Below are 20634 nucleotides of genomic sequence, written 5' to 3'. Positions count from 1 at the left end.
TGGAAATTTCATGCCTGCCCACGCCTGTCACGATGGCTGGTGCGGCATCTCCAGATGCGAAATCACCTGAACCGATGCCATGAATGGATTCCCACGATGAATGACCCTGTATCTCTTTTTGAAATGTTGGCCCCGCAACATGAATCCGACAGCTGTGGTGTGGGCTTCATCACCCGCAAGGATGGGGTGCAGACCCACGATGTGATCCTCAAGGCCGATGAGGCCCTGTGTACCGTGCCGCACCGGGGCGGCATGTCGGCCGAAGGGGTGGGCGACGGTGCCGGTGTGAATGTGGATATTTCGCTGGCGTTTTTTCGCAAGCTCACCGATTTGCCGCTGCAAGCTGGGCGGTTTGGCGTGGGCAATTTCTTCGTGCCGCGTGAGGCCGATGGCCAGGAGCGTGCCTTTGCGCTGGTGGAAGATACGCTGGCGGCCCACGATCTGGCGGTGTTGCTGCGGCGCGATGTGCCGGTGAACCATGCGGCCATCCGTCCTGCGGCGATTGCCAGCCAGTTGCCGATGGTGCAGTGGGTGTTTGCCGCTCCTGACGATCTGGCCGGAACGGCTCTGGAGCAACGCATTTACCGCGCCCTGCTGGCCATTGAGGCGCGGGCGTTCACCGAAGATGCCTTTGCCGGGCTGTATCCGCTGTCGCTGTCCTCGCGCACCCAGGTGTTCAAGGGGCGGCTCAACTCGAATGAGGTGATTCCGTATTTCGACGATTTGCGCGACCCCGACCACGCGGTGCGCGATCTGTTTTTCCACACCCGTTTCTCGACCAACACCGACCCGCGTGCCAGCATGGCGCAACCGTTCCGGCTGATGGCACACAACGGCGAACTCAACACCGACCGCAAGAACCGCATTGCCGAGAACGCCCTCGCGCTGGCACGCGGCAAGACCATCGTCCGCCCCATTGGGCAGTCGGACAGCTCCCGCCTCGACCAGACCATCCACAGCCGCCTGATGGAAGACGGGCTGGAACTCATCAAGGCCGTGGTGTCGATGATGCCGCCCGCCTGGGAGAACGACCACGATCTGTCGCTGCCAGTGCGCGCCATGCTGGAGTATTTCTCGCTGTACGAGGAGAAGAACGATGGCCCGGCCGCGCTGATTTTCGGCAATGGTGATGTGATTGGGGCACGGCTGGACCGGCTGGGACTGCGCCCACTGCGTTCGGTGGAGACCGAGGAATACCTGTGTGCCATGTCCGAGGCCGGGCAGATTGCATTTGCGCCGGAAACCGTGCTGCGCCGGGGCCGCATCGAGGCGGGCGGGATGCTGTATTTCGACCACCGCGATCAACGCGCCTATGCCACCCAGGATGCGCTGGAGAAACTCGCTGCCGAGCAGGACTACCCCGCGCTGCTGGAGCAGGCCCGCATCGATCTGAAGCAATTGCCCGAAGTGCCCGCCGAGCAGCAAGGCTCGCCACTGCGCTACCACGGCGATCTGCAACGCTACCAGCGATTCGTGGCCTATTACTTCAATCAGGAGAGCTTCAAGTTCATGATGGATCCGATGCTGGCCAGTGGCGCAGAGAAAATCTCCGCGATGGGCTACGGCAACGCCATCAACGCGCTGTCCGACCATGAAGGTGGCGTGGCGCATTATTTTTCGCAACGCTTTGCCCAGGTGACCAACCCGCCGCTGGATTCCATCCGCGAGGTCGATGGCATGACGCTGCGCGTGGCATTGGGTGCGAAGCCGCATCTGGGGCGCAGCAAGGGGCGGCAGATCGTCGTGCCCTCGCCGCTGCTCACGCACCTGGACATGCTGCGCCTGCGCGAGCAGCAGGAAGCCCCCTATCGGGTCTTCGAGATGCTCTACCAGCCGGTACACGGTGAGGCAGCAGAAGCGCGCCAGGCCAATGCCACCGCACTGGAACAGGGCATCGATACGCTGGCCGATGCGGTGGTGGACTTTGCCCGCGAGCAAGGCGGCATTGCTGTGCTGACCGACCGCCATGTCTCCAGCCAGTGGGCGGCCATTCCGATGCTGCTGGCTGTCTCTGCCATCAACCAGCGGCTGGTGAAGGAAGGGCTGCGGCTGGATGTCTCGCTGGTGGTGGAAAGCGGCCAGGCCGTTTCCTCCCACCACATTGCCGCCACGCTGGGCTTCGGTGCCTCTGCCATCTACCCGCTGGGCGTGCAGATGCGTGCCGAGGAGAAGTTCGGCGAAGGCGAGGAAGGCAACAAGGCATTCAAACGCTATGCCAAGGCTGCCGAAAAAGCCCTGATGAAGACGATGGGCAAGGTGGGCCTGTGTACGGTGGAAAGCTATTCCTGCGGTGAATTCTTCGAGCCGAACTTCCTCGACACCAACGACCGCGTGCTGAAGAAATACTTCCCCAACCTCAGAACCCCGGTGGGGGGAGCCGGTTTTGCCGCGATTGCGCAGATGGCCGCCGACTGGCACGCCCGTGCCCTGGTGGTGCAGGGCGAGAACGATGTGCCGCTGCTGGGGCTGTTCAAGGAGCGTTCCGAAGGCTCCGGCCACTCCTACGGCACGGTGGCTGTGCGCGGCTTTGTCGATATGACCGAGCGCAAGATCGACTTCGTGAAAAAGCCCCAGGCCGAGGACGAGCACCTGCGCCTGCTGACGCTGGCCAAGCTGGGCGATGCCTTTGCCCTTGATGCCCATGCCTACGATGCCAGCAGCTTCGAGCGCATTGCGCCTGCCGTGATCGATGCCTTCCCCATCACGGCGGCCTACCGCGAATTCGTCGCCACCATGATCGAGGAGCGCAAACGCCGCCCGGCCGCGCTGCGCGACATTCTGGCCTTCCCGGCGGACGTGACACATGTCGATAGCGCGGCGGTGTTCCAGCGCAAGCTGGGGCGGTACGCGCTGCTGAACAATGCGATTGCCGTGCGCGGCCTGCGTTGCGAACCCCAGGGCGAAAATCGCTTCGCACTGCGCCTGACCCACGCCGTGGCCGGTTTGAAAGACGAAACCCAACGCCTGGCTGCGCTGGAAGAAGCCCTGCTGAACCGTTTCGGCAGCGACCTGACCAGCCACTGGGTGGAACGCCATGCCCTGGTCGTCGAGGCACAGGGCGATGCCCTGCGCTACCTGCAACTGCTGCGCGTGGCTCCGCCCAGCATCGCGCTGGCCGATGTGCAGCCTGCGCACGAGGTCTGCCGCAGCTTTGCCTCTGGTGCGATGAGCCACGGCGCGCTGGTGGCCCCGGCGCACGAGGCCGTGGCGCACGGCACGAACATGGTCGGCGGCATGAGCAACTGCGGCGAAGGCGGCGAGCACTACTCACGCCACGGCACCATCCGCGCCTCGCGCATCAAGCAACTGGCTTCCGGGCGTTTTGGCGTATGGGCGGGCTATCTGGCCGACCCGATGCTGGAGGAGCTGGAGATCAAGATCGGCCAGGGAGCCAAGCCCGGCGAAGGCGGCCAGTTGCCCGCGCCGAAGGTGACGGTGGAAATTGCGGCGGCACGCGGCGGCACGCCCGGCGTGGAACTGGTCTCGCCGCCACCCCACCACGACACCTATTCGATTGAAGACCTGGCACAGCTCATCCACGACTGCAAGGCTGCGCGGGTGCGCGTCATCGTCAAGCTGGTGTCCAGCGAGGGCATCGGCACGATTGCCGTGGGCGTGGCCAAGGCAGGCGCGGATGTCATCAACGTGGCGGGCAACACCGGCGGAACCGGCGCGGCCTCCGTCACCAGCCTGAAGTACACCGGGCGCGTGGCCGAGATCGGCATTGCCGAAGTCCATCAGGCCCTGTGTGCCAACGGCCTGCGCGACAAGGTCACGCTGCGCTGCTCCGGCGCACAGCAGACCGGCAGCGACGTGGTGAAGTCCGCGCTGCTGGGTGGCGACAGCTTCGAGTTCGGCACTACCGCGCTGATGATGCTCAAGTGCGTGATGGCCAAGAACTGCAACGTCAAGTGCCCGGCGGGCCTGACCACCAACGCCGAAGCCTTCGATGGCGACCCGCGCCAGTTGGCTCAGTATTTCATGAACGTGGCCCACGAGGTGCGCGAAATCCTCGCCCGGCTGGGTCTGTCGTCCCTGCGCGAAGCACGCGGCCGCTCCGACCTGCTGCACCTGATGGATCACCCATCCGAAGTCGGCCAGCTCGACCTGCGTGCCATGCTGGCCGTGGTGCCGGAAGTGAAGATCGCCCAGCCCGTCTATCTGGAAAAGGATTTTTCGCTGGACGAATCCTGGCTGGCTCCGCTGCGCCACGCGCTGATCGATGCGTGCGGCAGCCAGATCGCGCTGGGCGACGGCGTGGTGCTCAACAACCGCCACAAGAGCGTGGGCGGCCAGTTGGCCATCGACATCGAACGCCTGCTCAACCACACCCTGCCCGCCTCGCAACTGCAACCCATGCCCAGCGTGCTGCGCGACGACCGGGGCCGCCACTACCTGCATGAGGGCACGGTGCGCATCCGCACGTCCGGCTCGGCCGGACAGTCCTACGGCGCGTTCTGCAACGATGGCATGGTGCTGCACCACAGCGGTACCTGCAATGATGGTGTGGGCAAGGGCCAGTGCGGCGGGCAGATCATCGTGGCCTCGCCCGGTGGCGGCTCGCCCGAGGCGGGCGGCAATGTGCTGGTGGGCAACTTCGCGCTGTTCGGCGCGACCGGTGGCCGTCTGTTCGTGCAGGGTCAGGCGGGCGACCGCTTTGCCGTGCGCAACTCCGGCGCGACCGCTGTGGTCGAGGGCGTGGGCGATTTCGGCTGCGAATACATGACCAACGGCGCAGTGCTCAACCTGGGCGCGTTCGGCAAGGGCTTCGGCAACGGCATGAGCGGCGGATTCGCCTACCAGTACGATCCCTACGGCACGCTGCGCGACCATGTCGCCCATGACTCCGTGCTGCTGGGTTCGCTCACCGATGGCAGCGACATGGCCGCCGTGCACAGCCAGGCCATCCACCTGCTGCTGCAATGGCACGTCGAAGCCACCGGCTCCGAACGCGCCCGCTGGCTGCTGGAGCACTGGGAGGCAGAACGCGCCCACTTCGTCTATGTCATGCCGCGCGCCCTGCTGCTGTACCAGGACAGCGAGGAAATCCTCAAGGCCAAGCCCCGCAAGGAGCTGCTCGAAGAGCTTTCCACCGCACTGGCCGCGCACCAGGTGCGCCAGTTCAAGCTGGCATGGCGCGACGGTGCGCCCGTGCTTGGCGGTGCAGCCCCCGGCTATGGCGAGACCGACTCGCCCCGCATGATCGCCCTGCTCAACCACTACACGGTACTGAACCTGGCACAGCAACTGGCCATTGCCCGCCTGACCCCGGCAGGCAGCCCGGCCAGCCTCTCGTGCGACGATCCGGCCGTGCAGAAAGCCGTGCGCAACCTGCTGCTGACCGAAGACTTCGCGCTGATGCAAAAGCTTCAGCGGCACGCCCGCAGTGCCATCGAGCACTACAGCGATGCGGAACTGGCCGCGCTGATTGCCGCCAAGCGACTGGCCGACTACAGGACGGCCCTGAGTCTGCGCAATATCCGCTCGATGGACGCACCCGGCACCTACGGCTGGATCCTGCACCAGGATGCCAAGAATGCCACGGTGCTGGGCAGCATCCCCGCCTTCGACGAACTCTTTGCCAAGGCCGCACTGGCGGAACTGGCACAGGCTTGAACCGCATGGAAAGAACACGATGAGCCAGAATCTCAAAACCCCCTTCATCCCCGACGATGCCCCGTTCAGCCACGACCAGAAAGCCTGGCTGTCGGGCTTCATGGCCGCCCTGCACACCCGCCTGCTGGCCAGCGACGACCACGCCAAGCCAGCGGGCGGGCTGGTGAACATCCTGTTCGGTTCGCAGACCGGCAATGCCGAAAATCTGGCCAACCAGGCTGCCGACGTGGCGCGTGCCCAGGGCCTCGCGCCCGTGGTACAGGGGCTGGACGAAGTCAGCCTGGAAGATTTCGCGCAGATGAAGCATGTGCTCATCGCCACTTCCACCTACGGCGAAGGCGAAATGCCCGACAACGCGCAACTGTTCTGGGAAGGGCTGTCGGCCAGCACCATGCCGCGTCTGGAAGACATGCAGTTTGCCGTGCTCGCCATCGGCGACACCGGCTACGACGGCTTCTGCCAGGCTGGCAAATACCTCGACATGCGGCTGGAGCAACTGGGTGCAAAGCGCATTGCCGAACGCATCGACTGCGACGTGGACTATGAAGCCGCGGCCACTGCGTGGATTGAGGCCACACTGCCGCTGGTGCAACCTGAACCCGGCAGTGGCGGTGCAGCGGGGGCCGCTGCGTCCGGCAGCAAGCCAGCCGCCAAACCCAGCCTGCCCGGCTCCAGCCGCAAGAACCCGCTGGCCTCGCGCCTGCTCACGAACCGCACACTCTCCGGCGAAGGCTCCGGCAAGGACATCCGCCACTTCGAGTTCGACCTGAGCGGCAGCGGCCTGCACTACGAAGCCGGGGACGCACTGGGCGTCATACCCGTCAATGACCCGGCACTCGTGCAACTGCTGCTCGACCGCCTGGGTGTGGCAGGCGACACCGCCGTGGCAGACCAGCAGCAAAGCCTGGGCGAACTGCTGCTGCGCCAATACGAAATCAGCACCCCGTCCAGAGACCTGATTCAGGCCATCGGCCAGCAGACCCGCAACGAGGAGCTGCGCCATGTGCTGCAACACGACGACAAGGAAGCCCTCGAAGCCTGGCTGTGGGGCAAGGATGTGCTCGATCTGCTGCTGCTCGACCCCGCCCGCGCCATCGGCGTGGACGAACTGCTGCAATGGCTGCGCCCGCTGCAACACCGCGCCTACTCCATCTCCTCCAGCGGCACCATGCACCCCGATCAGGTGCATCTGACCGTCGCCGCCGTGCGCTATCAGCGCGCCGGTCGCCAGCGCGGCGGTGTCTGCTCCACCTACATGGCCGACCGCATTGCCCAAGGCGACCAGCCGCAGATATTCTTCTCGCCCAACAAGGCATTCCGGGTGCCTGCCAACCCCGATCTGCCCGCCATCATGGTCGGCCCCGGCACGGGCATTGCCCCGTTCCGCGCCTTCCTGCAAGAGCGCGAGGCCAGCAGTGCGCAAGGCCGCAACTGGCTGTTCTTCGGCGACCAGCACCGCGCCAGCGATTTCATCTACGAAGACGAACTCACCGCCTGGCTGGACAAGGGCACGCTCCATCGTCTGGACTTGGCGTTCTCCCGCGACCAGCAGGAAAAAATCTACGTCCAGACCCGGATGCGCGAAAACGGCAAGGAGCTTTACGCCTGGCTACAGGAAGGCGGCCACTTCTACGTCTGCGGCGATGCCAGCCGCATGGCCAAGGACGTGGACGATGCCCTGCACCAGCTCGTGGCCGAACAGGCAGGCATCAGCCCCGACAAGGCCGTGGAGTACATCAACGCCCTGAAGAAAGACAAACGCTATGTGCGGGATGTGTATTGAAGCCTGATGCTTGCCATCGGGCAGGATGCGCCAGCATACCAGCGGGAAAAACCCTGATTTTTCAAAGACCTTGATGGAATACCGGGTTCTGGCAGGCTCCGAATGCCTTGTGCTAAGGTGCAAGGCGTGTGAGGCATCTGCCGCACACACCTCACCCACTACTCAAGGAGATCAATGATGAACAAAGATCAACTGCAAGGCAACTGGCTTCAGTTCAAAGGCAAGCTCAAGGAACAATGGGGCAAGCTGACCGATGACGATCTGGACGTGATCGCCGGTAAGAAAGACCAGTTTGTCGGCAGAATCCAGGAGCTGGAAGGCATTGCCAAGGAAGAAGCTGAAAAGCAGCTCGAAGCATGGCAGAAGAACAACCCGGATGCCCGCTGGGACTGATGCGCCAGCCCTGAATCCATGAATCGCTCCGCCCAGAGACTTGCGTTCGCAGTCCCTGGGCTTTTTTTGTTGCGTTTCAGATGGCAATCGCGCTATGGTTACACAATGTTTCTTTTGCCCCGTTTGCGGGATGGTGAAACCCACTCACAGCGTCATGCCGGGCTTGACCCGGCATCCAGTGGCAGCGTTGGCCTTCACAGCCCCGATAGCCTAGGTCGTGCAATGCTTCTGGATGCCGGGTCAAGCCCGGCATGACGGGGTGGTGTGGTGTGTTTGACAAGAATACGCGCGTATCGGATGCTTTTGACATAGCACGATCGCCTTGTTTCAGATGGCCGGATCGCGCAGTTCCAGGCGAATGGCATCGACGTCCTGCCAGATCGACTCCGGCAGCACCGTGTTCCATGCCTGAAGGTCTTCGTGCAACTGGGCGGTGCTGGTCACGCCGATGATGGTGCTGGCCACCTGCCACTTCTGGTAGCAGAACGCCAGTGCCAGTTGCGTGGGCGTGAGGCCGTGGTCTCGCGCCAGCGCGTTGTAGCGGCGCGCTGCTGCCAGCGACGCATCGCGCCCCCAGCGTTGCTGCTGCATGGTCTCGAATTTCTTGAGGCGGCCTTCGGGGGCATCCGGGCTGAAAATTCCCGTCTGGTCGTATTTGCCGGTGAGCGCGCCAAACGCCAGTGGCGAGTAGGCCAGCAGGCTGACATCGAGGCGGTAACAGGTTTCATCCAGCGCGTTCTCGTAACTGCGGTTGGTCAGGCAGTACGGGTTCTGGGTGCTGACGATGCGCGGCAGGCCATGCTGCTCGGCCAGCCGCACGAACTCGTGCACGCCATAGGGCGTCTCGTTCGACAGGCCAATGTGCCGCACCTTGCCCTGCTGCACCAGCCGCGCCAGTGCCTCCAGTTGTTCGTGAATGCTGGTCTGGGTGCGCTCCAGTGCGGGGTCGAAGTACATGCTGCCGAATGCAGGCACATTGCGCTCCGGCCAGTGAATCTGGTAGAGGTCGATGACATCGGTTTGCAGCCGCCGCAGGCTGGCCTCGCAGGAGCGGGCAATGTCCTGCGGGGTCAGTCCCAGCCCTTCCCGAATCCAGGGCGTGCCCCGGATCGGCCCTGCCACCTTGGTGGCCAGCACCACGCGCTCGCGCTGGCCGGGGCGACGGGCAAACCAGTTGCCCAGAATGGTTTCGGTACGGCCATAGGTCTGTGCGCGCGCGGGCACGGAATACATTTCCGCCGTGTCCCAGAAGTCCACGCCATGCGCCAGTGCCTGATCGAGAATCTCGTGTGCCTGCACTTCATCGACCTGTTCGCCGAAAGTCATGGTTCCCAGGCAAATGGGGCTGACGGCCAGATCGCTGCGTCCGAGTGTGCGTTTTTCCATGGTCAAAAAAAGCTCCTTGTGATTCGGGGAATGGAAAGACAGGCGTTCGGCCTGCCTGCGGCTGGGGGCACAATATTGCAGCGTCGGCTTTGGCTCAAAGCCTGCATGGGCGCATCCGCAATAACCCTGTCTTTCCCGAACCATCGTATGTATCACGAAAAAATCGCATCCCGCAGCGAATCGATCACTTTGGATGGCTATCCCTGCCATGTGCGCATCTGGGACGATGCCGATGCCCGCGCCGGTGCGCCGCGCACGCCGGTGCTGCTGCTGCACGGCTGGATGGACGTGGGTGCATCCTGGCAGTTTCTGGTGGATGCCTGGGCACAACAGCAGCCCGCGCTGTTGCAGCACTATCGCCTGATCGCCCCCGACTGGCGCGGCTTTGGCCAGAGCCTGCCCGATGCCCCGTGGCAAGCAGCCCCGCGCAGCTACTTTTTCCCCGACTACCTGGCCGATCTGGACTGCCTGCTGAACCACTACGCACCCTCCACCGCCCACCTGATCGGCCACAGCATGGGCGCGAACATTGCGCTGATGTACGCGGGCGTGCGGCCGCAACGGGTACGCTGTCTGGTCGCGCTGGAAGGGTTTGGCCTGCCCGCCACACAGCCATCGCAGGCTCCCACACGCTACGCGCAATGGCTGGACGAACTGGCGCAGCAGCGCGAGGGTGCATCCCTGGTCAAACCCTACGCCAGCCTGGAAGCCGTGGCCCAGCGGCTGATGCGCAACAACCCGCGCCTGCCACTGCCCAAGGCGTTATGGCTGGCGCAACACTGGGCAGCACCGGATGCCCAGGGGCAATGGCATATCCGCGCCCATGCGGCACACCGCATCGTCAATCCGCAGCTCTACCGCGTGGAAGAAGTGCTGCACCTGTACCGCCAGATCACCGCCCCGGTGCTGGCCGTGGAAGCCAGCGACGACAGCCTCGGCCTCTTCTGGAAGGGGCAACTCACACTGGCCGAATACCACCAACGCCTCACCGCCATCCCCCAGTGCCAGACTGCCCTCATCACCGATGCAGGGCACATGCTGCACCACGACCAGCCCGAACAGCTGGTGCACTGGCTGGAGGGTTTTCTGCGCTAGGGAAGGTCTGCAAAACCCTTGCGGTAAGCCCGCGCCCGCCAGTGGGATGCAGCGCAAGGCGGATTTTGCGGTCAATAGCGGGGCTATTGACCGCAAAAGCCAACGCGGCGATGCGCCCAGTGGCGGGATGCGGGCGGCGCAACGGGTTTTGCAGACCTTCTCCTAGCCAAGCCTAGCCAAATGGAACATGCTATACACAGTCCACCGTTTCATTGCTCCCGATTCCATGCCGAAAGGAACCCCATGCCCCATCTGACCACCCTTCAGACCGACGTTGCCATCATTGGCGTTGGAACCGCTGGCATGAGTGCCTACAAGGCAGCGCGCAAGCATACCGACCGCGTCCTCACCATCGAGGCCGCCGAATATGGTACTACCTGCGCCCGCGTCGGCTGCATGCCCAGCAAGCTGCTGATTGCCCCGGCTCTGGCCGCCCACCGGGCGCGGCAGGCTGGCGGCTTCGGGCTGGAGATTGCCCGCGTGCACGTCGATGGAGCCGCCGTCATGCAGCGGGTACGCACAGAGCGCGACCGCTTCGCCCAGTTCTCGGTCGATGAAGTGCTGGACTGGCCCGCCGAACACCGCATCCGGGGCCATGCACGCTTCATTGCCCCCCGCACCCTGCAAGTGGACGAACACACCCGCATCGAAGCGCGCAGTATCGTCATTGCCACCGGCTCCTCCCCAATCGTGCCCGATGACCTGCGCCAGAGCCTGGGCGACCGCCTCATCGTCAATGACGATGTATTCGCATGGCAGGACTTGCCGCAATCCGTGGCCGTCATGGGCACGGGCGTGATCGGGCTGGAACTGGCCTTCGCGCTGCATTTTCTGGGTGTGCGCGTGCGCCTGCTGGGGCGCAGCGGCAAGGTGGGGCCTGCCACCGATCCGGCCATTGCCGCCGAATGCGCCGCGCTGGTGCAAGACACCCTGCCCTGCGCTCTCCAAAGCCGCCTGCTGCAAGCCCGGCGCACCGGCTCCGGCCCAGATGCAGCAGTGGAACTGCGCTTCGAGTCCGAGGGAAAGGAATACACCGAAAACTTCGATTACCTGCTCATGGCCACAGGACGCAAGCCCAATCTGTCGCAACTGAATCTGCAAGCGGCCGACATTGCCACCGACGACAAGGGCCTGCCCGCCTTCGACCCGCTCACACGCCAGATCGAGGACACTCCCATCTTCATTGCCGGGGATGCCAACCAGCACCATCCGGTGCTCCACGAAGCTTCCGACGATGGCCATGCGGCAGGCCACAACGCCGCACAGTATCCCGATGTGCGTGCCTTCCAGCGACGTGCCGGGCTGAACATCGTCTTCAGCCACCCCCGGATCGCGCTGGCAGGCCGCCACCACCGGCAACTGACCCAGGCTGGCGTGCAGTTTGCCACCGGCAAAGTGGACTTCAAACGGCAAGGGCGTTCACGCATCGAACTCCAGAACCAGGGCTTGCTGCATGTGTACGGTGAACAAGGCACGGGGCGTTTTCTGGGAGCGGAAATGATTGGCCCGGCTGCCGAACACCTGGCACATTTGCTGGCCTGGGCCGTGCAGCAGGAGCAGACCGTTGCGCAGATGCTGGCCTGCCCGTTCTATCACCCGGTCGTGGAAGAAGGTCTGCGCACGGCCCTGCGCGACCTGCAAGCCCAACTGAAAAACCACCCATCCAGCCCTTAAAATGAGAAGCATTGTCATATAAATCAATGACATAAAGTTTTAATAAACGTTTCTTACTATGGCGGCTTCCTTTTTCCGACTACAACGACAGGAAGCCCCATGAGCAAGTTCATCACCGACAAGATCGTTCGCAATCCCAGCGACACCCCCGCCTTCAGCGAAATCCTGGAGCGCAGCCTCTCGCGCCGCGCCATCATGCGCGGCAGCCTGAATGCCGCCCTCGCCAGCATGGCTGGCCTGAGCCTGGCCGCCTGCGGAGGCAGTGACAACGATGACGACAACGCCGCCACGCCCATCAAGCTCGCCTTCGACTCCCTGCCCAACTCCATGACCGATGCCTGCGTGGTTCCGGCTGGCTACACCGCCCATGTGCTCGGTGCCTGGGGCACACCACTGAACGACAAGGCCCGTGCCTGGGACAAGGATGGCAAAAACACCTCCGAAGACCTGCTGCACTCCACCGGCATGCACCACGACGGCATGCACTACTTCCCGCTCAACGGCAGTTCCACCGAAGGCCTGCTGGTGGTGAACCACGAATACATCGACGAAAACGCCCTGCACCCCAACGGCCCCACACTGCTGAACGGCAAACGCCCTGCCGAAGAAGTGCGCAAGGAAATCAACGCCCACGGCGTGGCCGTCATGCACATTCGCAAGAGCAACGGCCGCTGGGACATCGTCAAGAACTCCCAGTACAACCGCCGCTTCACCTCCGCCACCCCCATGAACCTGGCTGGCCCCGTGGCCGGAACCGACTGGGTCAAGACCCCCTTCTCGCCCAACGGCTCCCAGGTGCGCGGCACCAACAACAACTGCGGCAACGGCTATACCCCCTGGGGCACCTACCTCACCGCCGAAGAAAACTGGGCGTTCATCTTCGCCAACACCACCGCTGCGGCCGAACTGCCCGCCCACCAGACACGCCTGGGCGTAGGAGCCACTGGCCGCTATGGCTGGGAGACTGCCGCCGGAGATGCCAGCGAAGTCGGCGGCGAATTCAGCCGCTTCAACATCACCCCCAGCGCAAACAGTGCCACCCAGGACTGGCGCAACGAAATCAACGCCTTCGGCTATATGGTCGAAATCGACCCGTACAACCCCAACAGCGTCGCCACCAAGCGCACCGCACTGGGCCGCTTCGCCCACGAAGGCTGCGCCTACAGCAAGCTGGAAGCAGGCAAGCCCATTGCCTTCTACAGCGGCGACGACTCCCGCTTTGAATACCTGTACCGCTTCGTCACCGAAGCCGTCTGGGACCCGGCCGATGCCAACCGCACCGACCGCCTGGCCGTGGGCGACAAATACCTCAACCGTGGCACCCTCTACGTCGCCCGCTTCAGCGAAGACGGCGTGGGCGAATGGCTGCCGCTGACGCTGGACAGCGTCGGCAAGGACGGCCGCAAGCTCGGTGAAGTCTATGGCAGCATCGAGGAAATCATCATCAACACCCGTGGCGCGGCCGACTTCGTGGGCGCGACCCCGATGGATCGCCCCGAGTGGACAGTCACCCACCCCACCAATGGCGACATCTACCTGACGCTGACCAACAACAGCCGCCGCAACGCCAGCACCGGCACCAACGCCGCCAACCCGCGCCTGAACAACGTCAATGGCCACATCATCCGCTGGCACGACGAAAGCAACTCCACGCGCTTCCGCTGGGACATCTTCGTCTATGGCTCCGATGCCGCAGCCGATGCCGACACCAACCGCTCCGGCCTGACCGAATTCAACCAACTTGCCAGCCCCGATGGCCTGGGCTTCGACGAGCGCGGCATCCTGTGGATTCAGACCGACAACGGCATCGACGGTGGCCGCAACAACGCCGTAGCCCAGTCCACCAACGACCAGATGCTGGCCGTCATTCCCAACGCCCTGGCCGACAGCACCGGCACCGGCCCGGTCATCAACGCCAGCAACCAGGCCGAACTCAAGCGGTTCTTCGTAGGCCCCAACGAAGCAGAAATCACCGGCTTCGCCTGCACGCCCGACTACTCCACTATCTTCCTGAACGTGCAGCACCCCTCCAACTGGCCCGCCTACGACACCAGCGATGCCACCGTCGCCACCTCCGGCACCGTGCGCCCCCGCTCCTCCACCGTGGTGATCCAGCGCGCCGACGGCGGCCCCATCGGCGTTTGATGGATAAATAGCTGATGCCTGACTGAGCGCATCTTTCTCTGGCCCATGTGCCAAGGCCGGAGCAGGCATACATTCATGGCCGCCGAAAGGCGGCCGTATTCATTCACCGCTTCCACCGGTGTCCGCCGTGCCCCGAACAGGTTCTACAATCCCTGCACAATACCCATTCCTGTTCCCACGCTGTTTCACACCATGTTGATTCGCCATCTGGGCATGGCCGACTACGCCAGCACCGTAGCAGCCATGCAGCAGTTCACCGCCGCGCGCACCCCCGACGCGCCCGATGAACTGTGGCTCTGCCAGCACCCCCCCGTATTCACCCAGGGCATCAGCGGCAAGACCGAACACCTGCTGCCCCATGCCAACCCCGACATCCCGGTGGTCGCCACCAATCGCGGCGGGCAAATCACCTATCACGGCCCCGGTCAGGTCGTCGCCTATCCGCTGATCGACCTGCGCCGCAGCGGCTACCTCGTCAAGGAATACGTCCGGCGGCTGGAACAGGCCGTAATCGACACCCTGGCGCAATGGCATGTGCAAGGACAGCGCGTGGCCGGTGCCCCCGGCATCTATGTGCGGCTGAACACCGCGCCCTCTCCTGAAAATGCCACACAGCCATTTCACGGACTGGGCAAGATCGCCGCCCTGGGCATCAAGGTCAGCCAGCACTGTACCTACCACGGACTGGCCCTCAATGTCCGCATGGATCTGCAACCCTACAACCAGATCAATCCCTGTGGATACGCCCACCTGAAAACCGTTGATCTCACTACAATGGGCGTACACATCGACTGGCAAGAAGCAGCAAATGCCTTGGCGCGCCAGCTCTGTGTGCAGCTTGCCAGCACCGCCGCCGCATCGGCTCCCTTTTCCGCGCCCCATCAGCAGAGACAAACCACCCCATGAGCACCACCCCCGTCACCCGCGAAGCAGCACCCGCCGCCACCTATGACCCCACCGCCAAACAGAAAGCGGCGGCCAAGATCGCCCGCATCCCCATCAAGGTAGAGCACGCCCCTGCCCTGAAAAAACCCGAATGGATTCGCGTCAAGGCCGGCTCGCCCAGCACACGCTTCTACGAAATCAAGCAAATCCTGCGCGAACACAAGCTCCACACCGTCTGCGAAGAAGCCAGTTGCCCCAACATCGGCGAATGCTTTGGCAAAGGCACCGCCACCTTCATGATAATGGGCGACAAATGCACCCGCCGCTGCCCATTCTGCGATGTTGGGCACGGCAGACCCGACCCACTCGACAAGGATGAACCGCTCAATCTTGCCAAGACCATTGCCGCCCTCAAGCTCAAATACGTCGTCATCACCAGCGTGGACCGCGACGACCTGCGCGACGGCGGCAGCGGCCACTACGTCGAGTGCATCGAACGCACCCGCGAACTCTCCCCCCAGACGCAGATCGAAATCCTCGTGCCCGACTTCCGGGGCCGCGACGACCGCGCCCTCAACATCCTCAAGGCCGCACCGCCGGATGTGATGAACCACAACCTCGAAACCATCCCGCGCCTCTACAAGGAAGCCCGCCCCGGTTCCGACTACCAGTTCAGCCTGAACCTGCTGAAGAAATTCAAGCAACTGCACCCCCAAGTCCCCACCAAAAGCGGCCTGATGGTCGGCCTGGGCGAAACCGACGAGGAAATCCTGCAAGTCATGCGCGACATGCGCGCACACGACATCAACATGCTCACCATCGGCCAATACCTCGCACCCTCCACCAGCCACCTGCCCGTGCGCCGCTACGTCCACCCCGACACCTTCAAAATGTTCGAAGAAGAAGCCTACAAAATGGGCTTCACCCACGCCGCAGTCGGAGCCATGGTACGCTCCAGCTACCACGCCGACCAGCAAGCACATGCTGCGGGAGTGACTGTGACCCACCAGCAGTAATGCAACCCATCAGTAGCGCAACAAAAAGTTGCAGAAAACTTCTCCAATACTGACAGTAAGTTATTCTTGAATTCACCCTTTCAGGAGGGTGAATTTTTTATTGCCTGGATCGGTGGGTGAAAACCAAAGGCAGTTACCGCTTCAGTGCGCAGCAACGCAATAGATGCCAACCCTTTGTGACATAATGCGAATCAGTTTTATTCAGTAAATGTTTGGCATTAGACCCGTGTCCACTCCACAAGCTTCCACCGTGCAAACTTTATACATCAACCACCATGCGTGGCTGCATGCCTGGTTGCGTGGAAAGCTGGGCAACGACTTTGACGCTGCCGATCTGGCGCACGATACGTTTGTGCGGGTCATGTTGGCACAACGTCTGCCTGCCAATCTGGGCGATGAGCCACGCGCGCTGCTCACGCACATTGCGAAAGGCTTGGTCATCGATCACCGCCGCAGGCTGGAAGTTGAACGCGCCTATCTCGAAGCATTGGCACACCTGCCTGAACCACAAGCACCGTCGCCTGAAGCCCGCATGCTCATCCTTGAAGTGCTTTGCCGTATTGAGGCTATGCTGCGTACCTTGCCCAAACGCACGCGCGACATTTTCCTGATGGCTCAGCTCGACGGCTTGACCTACCAGCAGATTGCCACCCAGCAAGGCATTTCGCTCATTACCGTCAAACGTCACATGCGCACCGCCTTTGCCGCCTGCCTGGCATTGGATTGACCGCTGATGGCAGATACATCAGCCACGCGCCCTTCAGCCATCGACCCAACCATTCTCAATCAGGCAGCAGACTGGCTGGTGCTGTTGCAATCCGGTGAGGCAACCGAGCAAGACCTTGCCAAACTGAGCCAATGGTGCCAGCAAAGCCCAGCGCACGAGGCCGCTTGGCAACGTGCAGAAAGCGTGTCGAGCACTTTCCGCCAAGTGCCCGCACAAGTTGGCCAGGATACATTGGCACGTTTGCCACGCCACAACCGCCGCAAACTGCTGGGCTTGCTCGCCATCGCCGCACCCACTGGCTGGCTGCTGTGGCACTACCGGCACTGGCTGCAACGTGCCGATTACCAGACCGCCACTGGCGAACAGCAAACCATCGAGCTGGCCGATGGCAGTCAATTGGTGCTCAACACCGAGACAAGAGTAAATATCGCTTTCACGCAGACCCAGCGTGCCATCACCCTGCTGGCGGGTGAAATCATGCTCACCACAGGCAAAGACGCTGCACTGCCAGCAGGCCAACCCACGCGCCCGCTCACCGTGCTGACTGAACACGGCAGCCTACAGCCCATCGGCACCCGCTTTGCCATACGCCACTTCGATGACTACACGCAAGTCAGCGTATTTGAAGGAGCTGTGCAAGTCCAGCCTGCGCAATCGAGCCAAATCGCGACCGTTCCAGCCAGGCAACAACTGCGCTTCACCGCGACCGAGCTGCAAACCCCGCAAGCCGCTGAGGCCACCAGCAGCCTGTGGACCAACGGCATGCTGCTCGCGCAAGACATGCGGCTGGGCGACCTGATTGCCGAGCTTGCCCGCTACCAACGCGGCCTGCTGCGCTGTGACCCGGAAGTGGCGCAACTGCTGGTCTCGGGTGCTTTCCCCGTCAATGACATTGCCGCATCGTTGCGGGTGCTGGAGAAATCCTTACCCGTACGGATTGCGCGGCCCGCGCCATATTGGACCACCGTCAAGGCACGTTGAGCAAGTCAAGGACGCGCAGATGCTCCCCAAGGATTCAGCACCTTAACGCCGCAATCCACAAAATCCTCCAAATTGCGCGTGGCCAGTCGTGCACCGCGTGAGCGAGCCGTTGCTGCAATCATGGCATCGAACTGGCTAATGGGCACTCCGGTCATCTTTCGTGCAGCCGCAATCTCAGCGTACATATTGGCCGCCACGAATCACCTCGCGTTCAGGCAAATCCAGCACCACACCACCCAGCGGTGTCATCCGTGCGCGCATGGCCTCCACCAGCGACGTGCCAGACACCGGCTCCTGTGACAGCGTCGCCTGCACACGCAGCCGCGCCTTGGCATCGTCCATCTTGCGAACGGTCAGGGTCGTCACACGCACCGCCACCACAGTCGCCCCGTCACTCTGGCAAGCGGTCATCCTCCGCAGGCGGCAGGCCACCGGCGCGGCCCAGAAACGCCAGTGCCGCAGCCGTATCGCCGCGCTGCGCGCGCTCGCGGAAATACTCCGCCGCCCGCATCACCGCCACCTTCTCTGCCACCGCACTCACGATGAACTGGTTCAGAGTGGTGCCATCCTCGCGCGCAATCTGCTCCGCACCCAGCTTCAGCGAGTGCGGCAGACGCAAGGCATAGTTGCTTTGGGTTCCCATATCAGACTCCTTGAAAAAACTGTGATGGCCCAATCACCGATATCCCGAAATTCAACGCCTGCGGCAAGAAATCACGCCGGTTGAACGTCACCAATGTCACGGGCTGGCCCCTGCCCATACCATTGACCGCCAGTTCAAGCACCATATCGTCACCAGGGTCGCGCAATTGCGGACGCCACAGATACTGAATCGGCACAGGCAGCAGCACCATCGCCAACGCATCGAGCACGTTCTCCACATCCTGGGCCTGGGCACTCGCCGCAGCCAACTGCTCCGGCCGCATCAGCACCGCCTCGTACTCCATGAACAACGGCACACATGCACAGCATGTGAATCTCGCCCTGAATCACCCGACGCAACAACTCCGCCGACGCACCAGCCGGACTCCGCATGCCAGCGACCAGAACATTGGTGTCCAATACATAATTCATATCGCTGGCAATATAGCACTCGTTGCCTATTGCGTCCATATCTGCTGATCAGGCTGGCAGCCTCAGCAAGCTGACAAAAATATTTTCAAAAACACTGATACCTTTTTCGATCTCGTTCGGTGTATGTGATGAGAGCGCATTTTTTGCGCAGCCATCACCACGTATCTATCGACGAAAGGAACCTCCCAATGGGACTGCGGCATCAACTCCCTCGCCATAGCATTGGCAGAAACTTCCGCTCTGCACCGTCTGACCACATATGCAACAGCCGCAGCCTTGACCATCCACGTGCACCGGCATTCCGCCTGAACGCGCTGGTGCTGGCAGGCACTTGCGTACTGACCGGGTTGGGCGGCACGCTTGCATTGGCACCGCAAGCCGTGCAGGCCGCTGAACCTGCTGCTGCCGCTGGACGGGATTACGCCATTCCCGCAGGTCGGCTCAGCGATGCCCTGGCGCAGTTTGCTGCCGCATCGGGCGTTGCCTTGTCATTTGATCCACAGGCACTGCAAGGCCAGCAAAGCACTGGATTGCAAGGAAGCTACACTGTGCAGCAAGGCTTTGCACGGCTGCTGGATGGCACAGGATGGTGGGTGCAGCCTCAACAGGGAAACACCTATACCTTGCAGAACACTCCCGCGTCCAGTACGCGGGGCACATCGGAACCAGGGACATTGCCGGAGGTGGTGGTGATGGCTGATGCAACACAACCGGGATACCCTGCCGAAGCCTATGTGGGCGGGCAAGTGGCACGCGGCTCGCGCGTTGGTCTGCTGGGTAATAAGGACATGCTGGATACGCCTTTCAATGTCACCAGCTACACATCAGAACTCATACATAACCAGCAAGCCTATTCGCTGGCCGATGTGATGGAGAACAACCCGGCGGTGCAGGTCGTCAATGGTGCTGCGCGCAATACCGAAACCTTCGTGATGCGTGGATTTCCGACCGGCATGAGCAATGTGGCACTCAATGGCGTATACGGACTAGTGCCAGTCTATCGCATCCTTCCTGATTACATTGACCGAGTGGAAGTGCTCAATGGCCCCAACGCGCTGCTGGGTGGAATGACCAAAGGCTGACAGGTCGGCGGCACCATCAACTTGATGCCCAAGCGTGCCGAAGATGAACCGCTGGCTCGTTTGACTTTGGGTGTTTCGGCTGATAGTCAGTGGCGCGCTCACGCTGACGTTGGGCACCGTTTCGGCGAGAAAGGGGAATGGGGCATCAGGGTGAACGGCAGCTACCAGAATGGTGATACGCCAATGGACAACCAGTCACAAACCAGCCATGTGGGTGCGCTGGCACTTGACTACCGGGGCGAGCGACTGCGGGCATCGGTCGATCTGGTCGATCAGGAGGAGCAGATGGATGTGCTGGTCTAATTCTCGTGGACACCTCGATAAGGGAAGATCATCAACCCGAGGAGTCAACACACATGACACGCCGAACCCGTAGAAACTTCGATCCGACCTTCAAGCTGCAGGTCGTGCAAATGATCCGAGACCAAGGCCTGAGCGTAGGCCAGGTCTGCCGCGACCTGGAGCTAGTCGACAGTGCTGTGCGCCGCTGGCTGCGGCAGTACGATGCCGAGCAGGCTGGCCAGCCGGGCCAGGGCAAGCCGCTGACCGCCGAGCAGCAGCGCATTCGCCAGTTGGAGACAGAGAACCAACGCCTGCGTGAGGATGTCTCCATCCTAAAAAAGGCATCGGCCTTCTTCGCTCGGGAACTGAAGTGATCCAGCAGATGATCAATCAGTGGCAGGAGAAGGCCCAAATCACCCAACTGTGCAGACTGCTGGGGGTGAGCCGCTCGGGGCTGTATGCCGCTAGAAAGCACCGCTTGACTGCCAAGCCATG

15 protein-coding genes and 1 pseudogene are annotated in these 20634 nt (G+C 62.5%); 12 read left to right on the top strand and 4 right to left on the bottom strand.

All coding sequences use genetic code 11. The features are described 5' to 3' along the window. Positions 1-96 precede the first annotated feature (96 nt). The 3 genes from BUE21_RS12430 to BUE21_RS12420 all read left to right on the top strand — a co-directional run bounded on the left by BUE21_RS12430 (position 97) and on the right by BUE21_RS12420 (position 7792). Positions 97-5616 carry a glutamate synthase-related protein gene (locus BUE21_RS12430; protein WP_073356977.1) on the top strand — a complete coding sequence of 1840 codons (5520 nt, stop codon included), beginning with the start codon at positions 97-99 and terminating at the stop codon, positions 5614-5616. A gap of 19 nt (positions 5617-5635) precedes the next feature. Further along, complete coding sequence (locus BUE21_RS12425; RefSeq protein ID WP_073356976.1) at positions 5636-7399, top strand: sulfite reductase subunit alpha; 1764 nt, start codon at positions 5636-5638, stop codon at positions 7397-7399. 177 nt (positions 7400-7576) lie between these two features. Continuing rightward, positions 7577-7792, top strand: coding sequence for a CsbD family protein (locus BUE21_RS12420; protein WP_073356986.1), 216 nt, complete (start codon positions 7577-7579; stop codon positions 7790-7792). Positions 7793-8119: 327 nt separating this feature from the next. On the opposite strand, the gene BUE21_RS12415 is transcribed toward BUE21_RS12420, so the two are convergent. Next, positions 8120-9178: an aldo/keto reductase gene (locus BUE21_RS12415; RefSeq protein ID WP_073356975.1), complete on the bottom strand. Its 1059-nt coding sequence runs from the start codon at positions 9176-9178 to the stop codon at positions 8120-8122. Between the two features lie 147 nt (positions 9179-9325). Here BUE21_RS12415 and BUE21_RS12410 point away from each other — a divergent pair, with 147 nt between their 5' ends. The 7 genes from BUE21_RS12410 (at position 9326) to BUE21_RS12380 (ending at position 17701) form a co-directional block, all read left to right on the top strand. Continuing rightward, a complete protein-coding gene (locus BUE21_RS12410; protein ID WP_073356974.1) occupies positions 9326-10273 on the top strand; it encodes an alpha/beta fold hydrolase in 948 nt (315 codons plus the stop codon). Between the two features lie 243 nt (positions 10274-10516). Then, positions 10517-11947 carry a dihydrolipoyl dehydrogenase gene (locus BUE21_RS12405; RefSeq protein ID WP_327069161.1) on the top strand — a complete coding sequence of 477 codons (1431 nt, stop codon included), beginning with the start codon at positions 10517-10519 and terminating at the stop codon, positions 11945-11947. A gap of 99 nt (positions 11948-12046) precedes the next feature. Beyond that, positions 12047-14092: a PhoX family protein gene (locus BUE21_RS12400; protein WP_073356973.1), complete on the top strand. Its 2046-nt coding sequence runs from the start codon at positions 12047-12049 to the stop codon at positions 14090-14092. Between the two features lie 192 nt (positions 14093-14284). Then, entirely contained in the window at positions 14285-14998 is a 714-nt protein-coding gene (lipB, locus tag BUE21_RS12395) for a lipoyl(octanoyl) transferase LipB (protein WP_084523273.1), read from the top strand. After that, positions 14995-15993, top strand: coding sequence for a lipoyl synthase (gene lipA, locus BUE21_RS12390; protein ID WP_073356971.1), 999 nt, complete (start codon positions 14995-14997; stop codon positions 15991-15993). Before lipB ends, lipA begins: the two co-directional genes overlap by 4 nt. A 208-nt stretch (positions 15994-16201) precedes the next feature. After that, on the top strand, positions 16202-16720 hold the full coding sequence (locus tag BUE21_RS12385; RefSeq protein ID WP_084523271.1) for a sigma-70 family RNA polymerase sigma factor: 519 nt from the start codon (positions 16202-16204) through the stop codon (positions 16718-16720). Between the two features lie 6 nt (positions 16721-16726). After that, positions 16727-17701: a FecR domain-containing protein gene (locus BUE21_RS12380; protein WP_073356969.1), complete on the top strand. Its 975-nt coding sequence runs from the start codon at positions 16727-16729 to the stop codon at positions 17699-17701. A gap of 174 nt (positions 17702-17875) precedes the next feature. Here BUE21_RS12380 and BUE21_RS12370 read toward each other — a convergent pair whose 3' ends face one another. The 3 genes and pseudogenes from BUE21_RS12370 to BUE21_RS12360 all read right to left on the bottom strand — a co-directional run. Continuing rightward, entirely contained in the window at positions 17876-18112 is a 237-nt protein-coding gene (locus BUE21_RS12370) for a hypothetical protein (protein WP_084523270.1), read from the bottom strand. Then, on the bottom strand, positions 18093-18344 hold the full coding sequence (locus BUE21_RS12365) for a YlcI/YnfO family protein (protein ID WP_073356967.1): 252 nt from the start codon (positions 18342-18344) through the stop codon (positions 18093-18095). The genes BUE21_RS12370 and BUE21_RS12365 overlap by 20 nt, the downstream gene beginning before the upstream one ends. Position 18345: 1 nt before the next feature. Beyond that, a pseudogene (locus BUE21_RS12360) lies at positions 18346-18672 on the bottom strand (PIN domain-containing protein); the annotation flags it as partial. A gap of 291 nt (positions 18673-18963) precedes the next feature. Between BUE21_RS12360 and BUE21_RS12355 the strand changes: the two are divergent. After that, positions 18964-19857, top strand: coding sequence for a TonB-dependent receptor (locus BUE21_RS12355; RefSeq protein ID WP_159435857.1), 894 nt, complete (start codon positions 18964-18966; stop codon positions 19855-19857). A gap of 356 nt (positions 19858-20213) precedes the next feature. Continuing rightward, positions 20214-20513, top strand: a complete 300-nt coding sequence (locus BUE21_RS12350; protein WP_143164522.1) for a transposase — start codon at positions 20214-20216, stop codon at positions 20511-20513. Positions 20514-20634: the final 121 nt, after the last annotated feature.

Origin of the sequence: Lampropedia hyalina DSM 16112, assembly GCF_900129055.1 — a bacterium.
GTDB lineage: Bacteria > Pseudomonadota > Gammaproteobacteria > Burkholderiales > Burkholderiaceae_C > Lampropedia > Lampropedia hyalina.
The sequence above is the reverse complement of the archived record's forward strand: the minus strand, read 5'-3'. Positions and strand labels throughout refer to the sequence as shown.

Bases quoted from the DNA above. Each gene is read 5' to 3' on its own strand.
- lipA (WP_073356971.1), top strand. From the start codon at position 14,995: ATGAGCACCACCCCCGTCACCCGCGAAGCAGCACCCGCCGCCACCTAT.
- BUE21_RS12405 (WP_327069161.1), top strand. From the start codon at position 10,517: ATGCCCCATCTGACCACCCTTCAGACCGACGTTGCCATCATTGGCGTT.
- BUE21_RS12355 (WP_159435857.1), top strand. From the start codon at position 18,964: ATGGGACTGCGGCATCAACTCCCTCGCCATAGCATTGGCAGAAACTTC.
- BUE21_RS12430 (WP_073356977.1), top strand. From the start codon at position 97: ATGAATGACCCTGTATCTCTTTTTGAAATGTTGGCCCCGCAACATGAA.
- lipB (WP_084523273.1), top strand. From the start codon at position 14,285: ATGTTGATTCGCCATCTGGGCATGGCCGACTACGCCAGCACCGTAGCA.
- BUE21_RS12420 (WP_073356986.1), top strand. From the start codon at position 7,577: ATGAACAAAGATCAACTGCAAGGCAACTGGCTTCAGTTCAAAGGCAAG.
- BUE21_RS12415 (WP_073356975.1), bottom strand. From the start codon at position 9,178: ATGGAAAAACGCACACTCGGACGCAGCGATCTGGCCGTCAGCCCCATT.
- BUE21_RS12400 (WP_073356973.1), top strand. From the start codon at position 12,047: ATGAGCAAGTTCATCACCGACAAGATCGTTCGCAATCCCAGCGACACC.
- BUE21_RS12410 (WP_073356974.1), top strand. From the start codon at position 9,326: ATGTATCACGAAAAAATCGCATCCCGCAGCGAATCGATCACTTTGGAT.
- BUE21_RS12365 (WP_073356967.1), bottom strand. From the start codon at position 18,344: ATGGGAACCCAAAGCAACTATGCCTTGCGTCTGCCGCACTCGCTGAAG.
- BUE21_RS12385 (WP_084523271.1), top strand. From the start codon at position 16,202: ATGTTTGGCATTAGACCCGTGTCCACTCCACAAGCTTCCACCGTGCAA.
- BUE21_RS12425 (WP_073356976.1), top strand. From the start codon at position 5,636: ATGAGCCAGAATCTCAAAACCCCCTTCATCCCCGACGATGCCCCGTTC.
- BUE21_RS12380 (WP_073356969.1), top strand. From the start codon at position 16,727: ATGGCAGATACATCAGCCACGCGCCCTTCAGCCATCGACCCAACCATT.
- BUE21_RS12370 (WP_084523270.1), bottom strand. From the start codon at position 18,112: ATGACCGCTTGCCAGAGTGACGGGGCGACTGTGGTGGCGGTGCGTGTG.
- BUE21_RS12350 (WP_143164522.1), top strand. From the start codon at position 20,214: ATGACACGCCGAACCCGTAGAAACTTCGATCCGACCTTCAAGCTGCAG.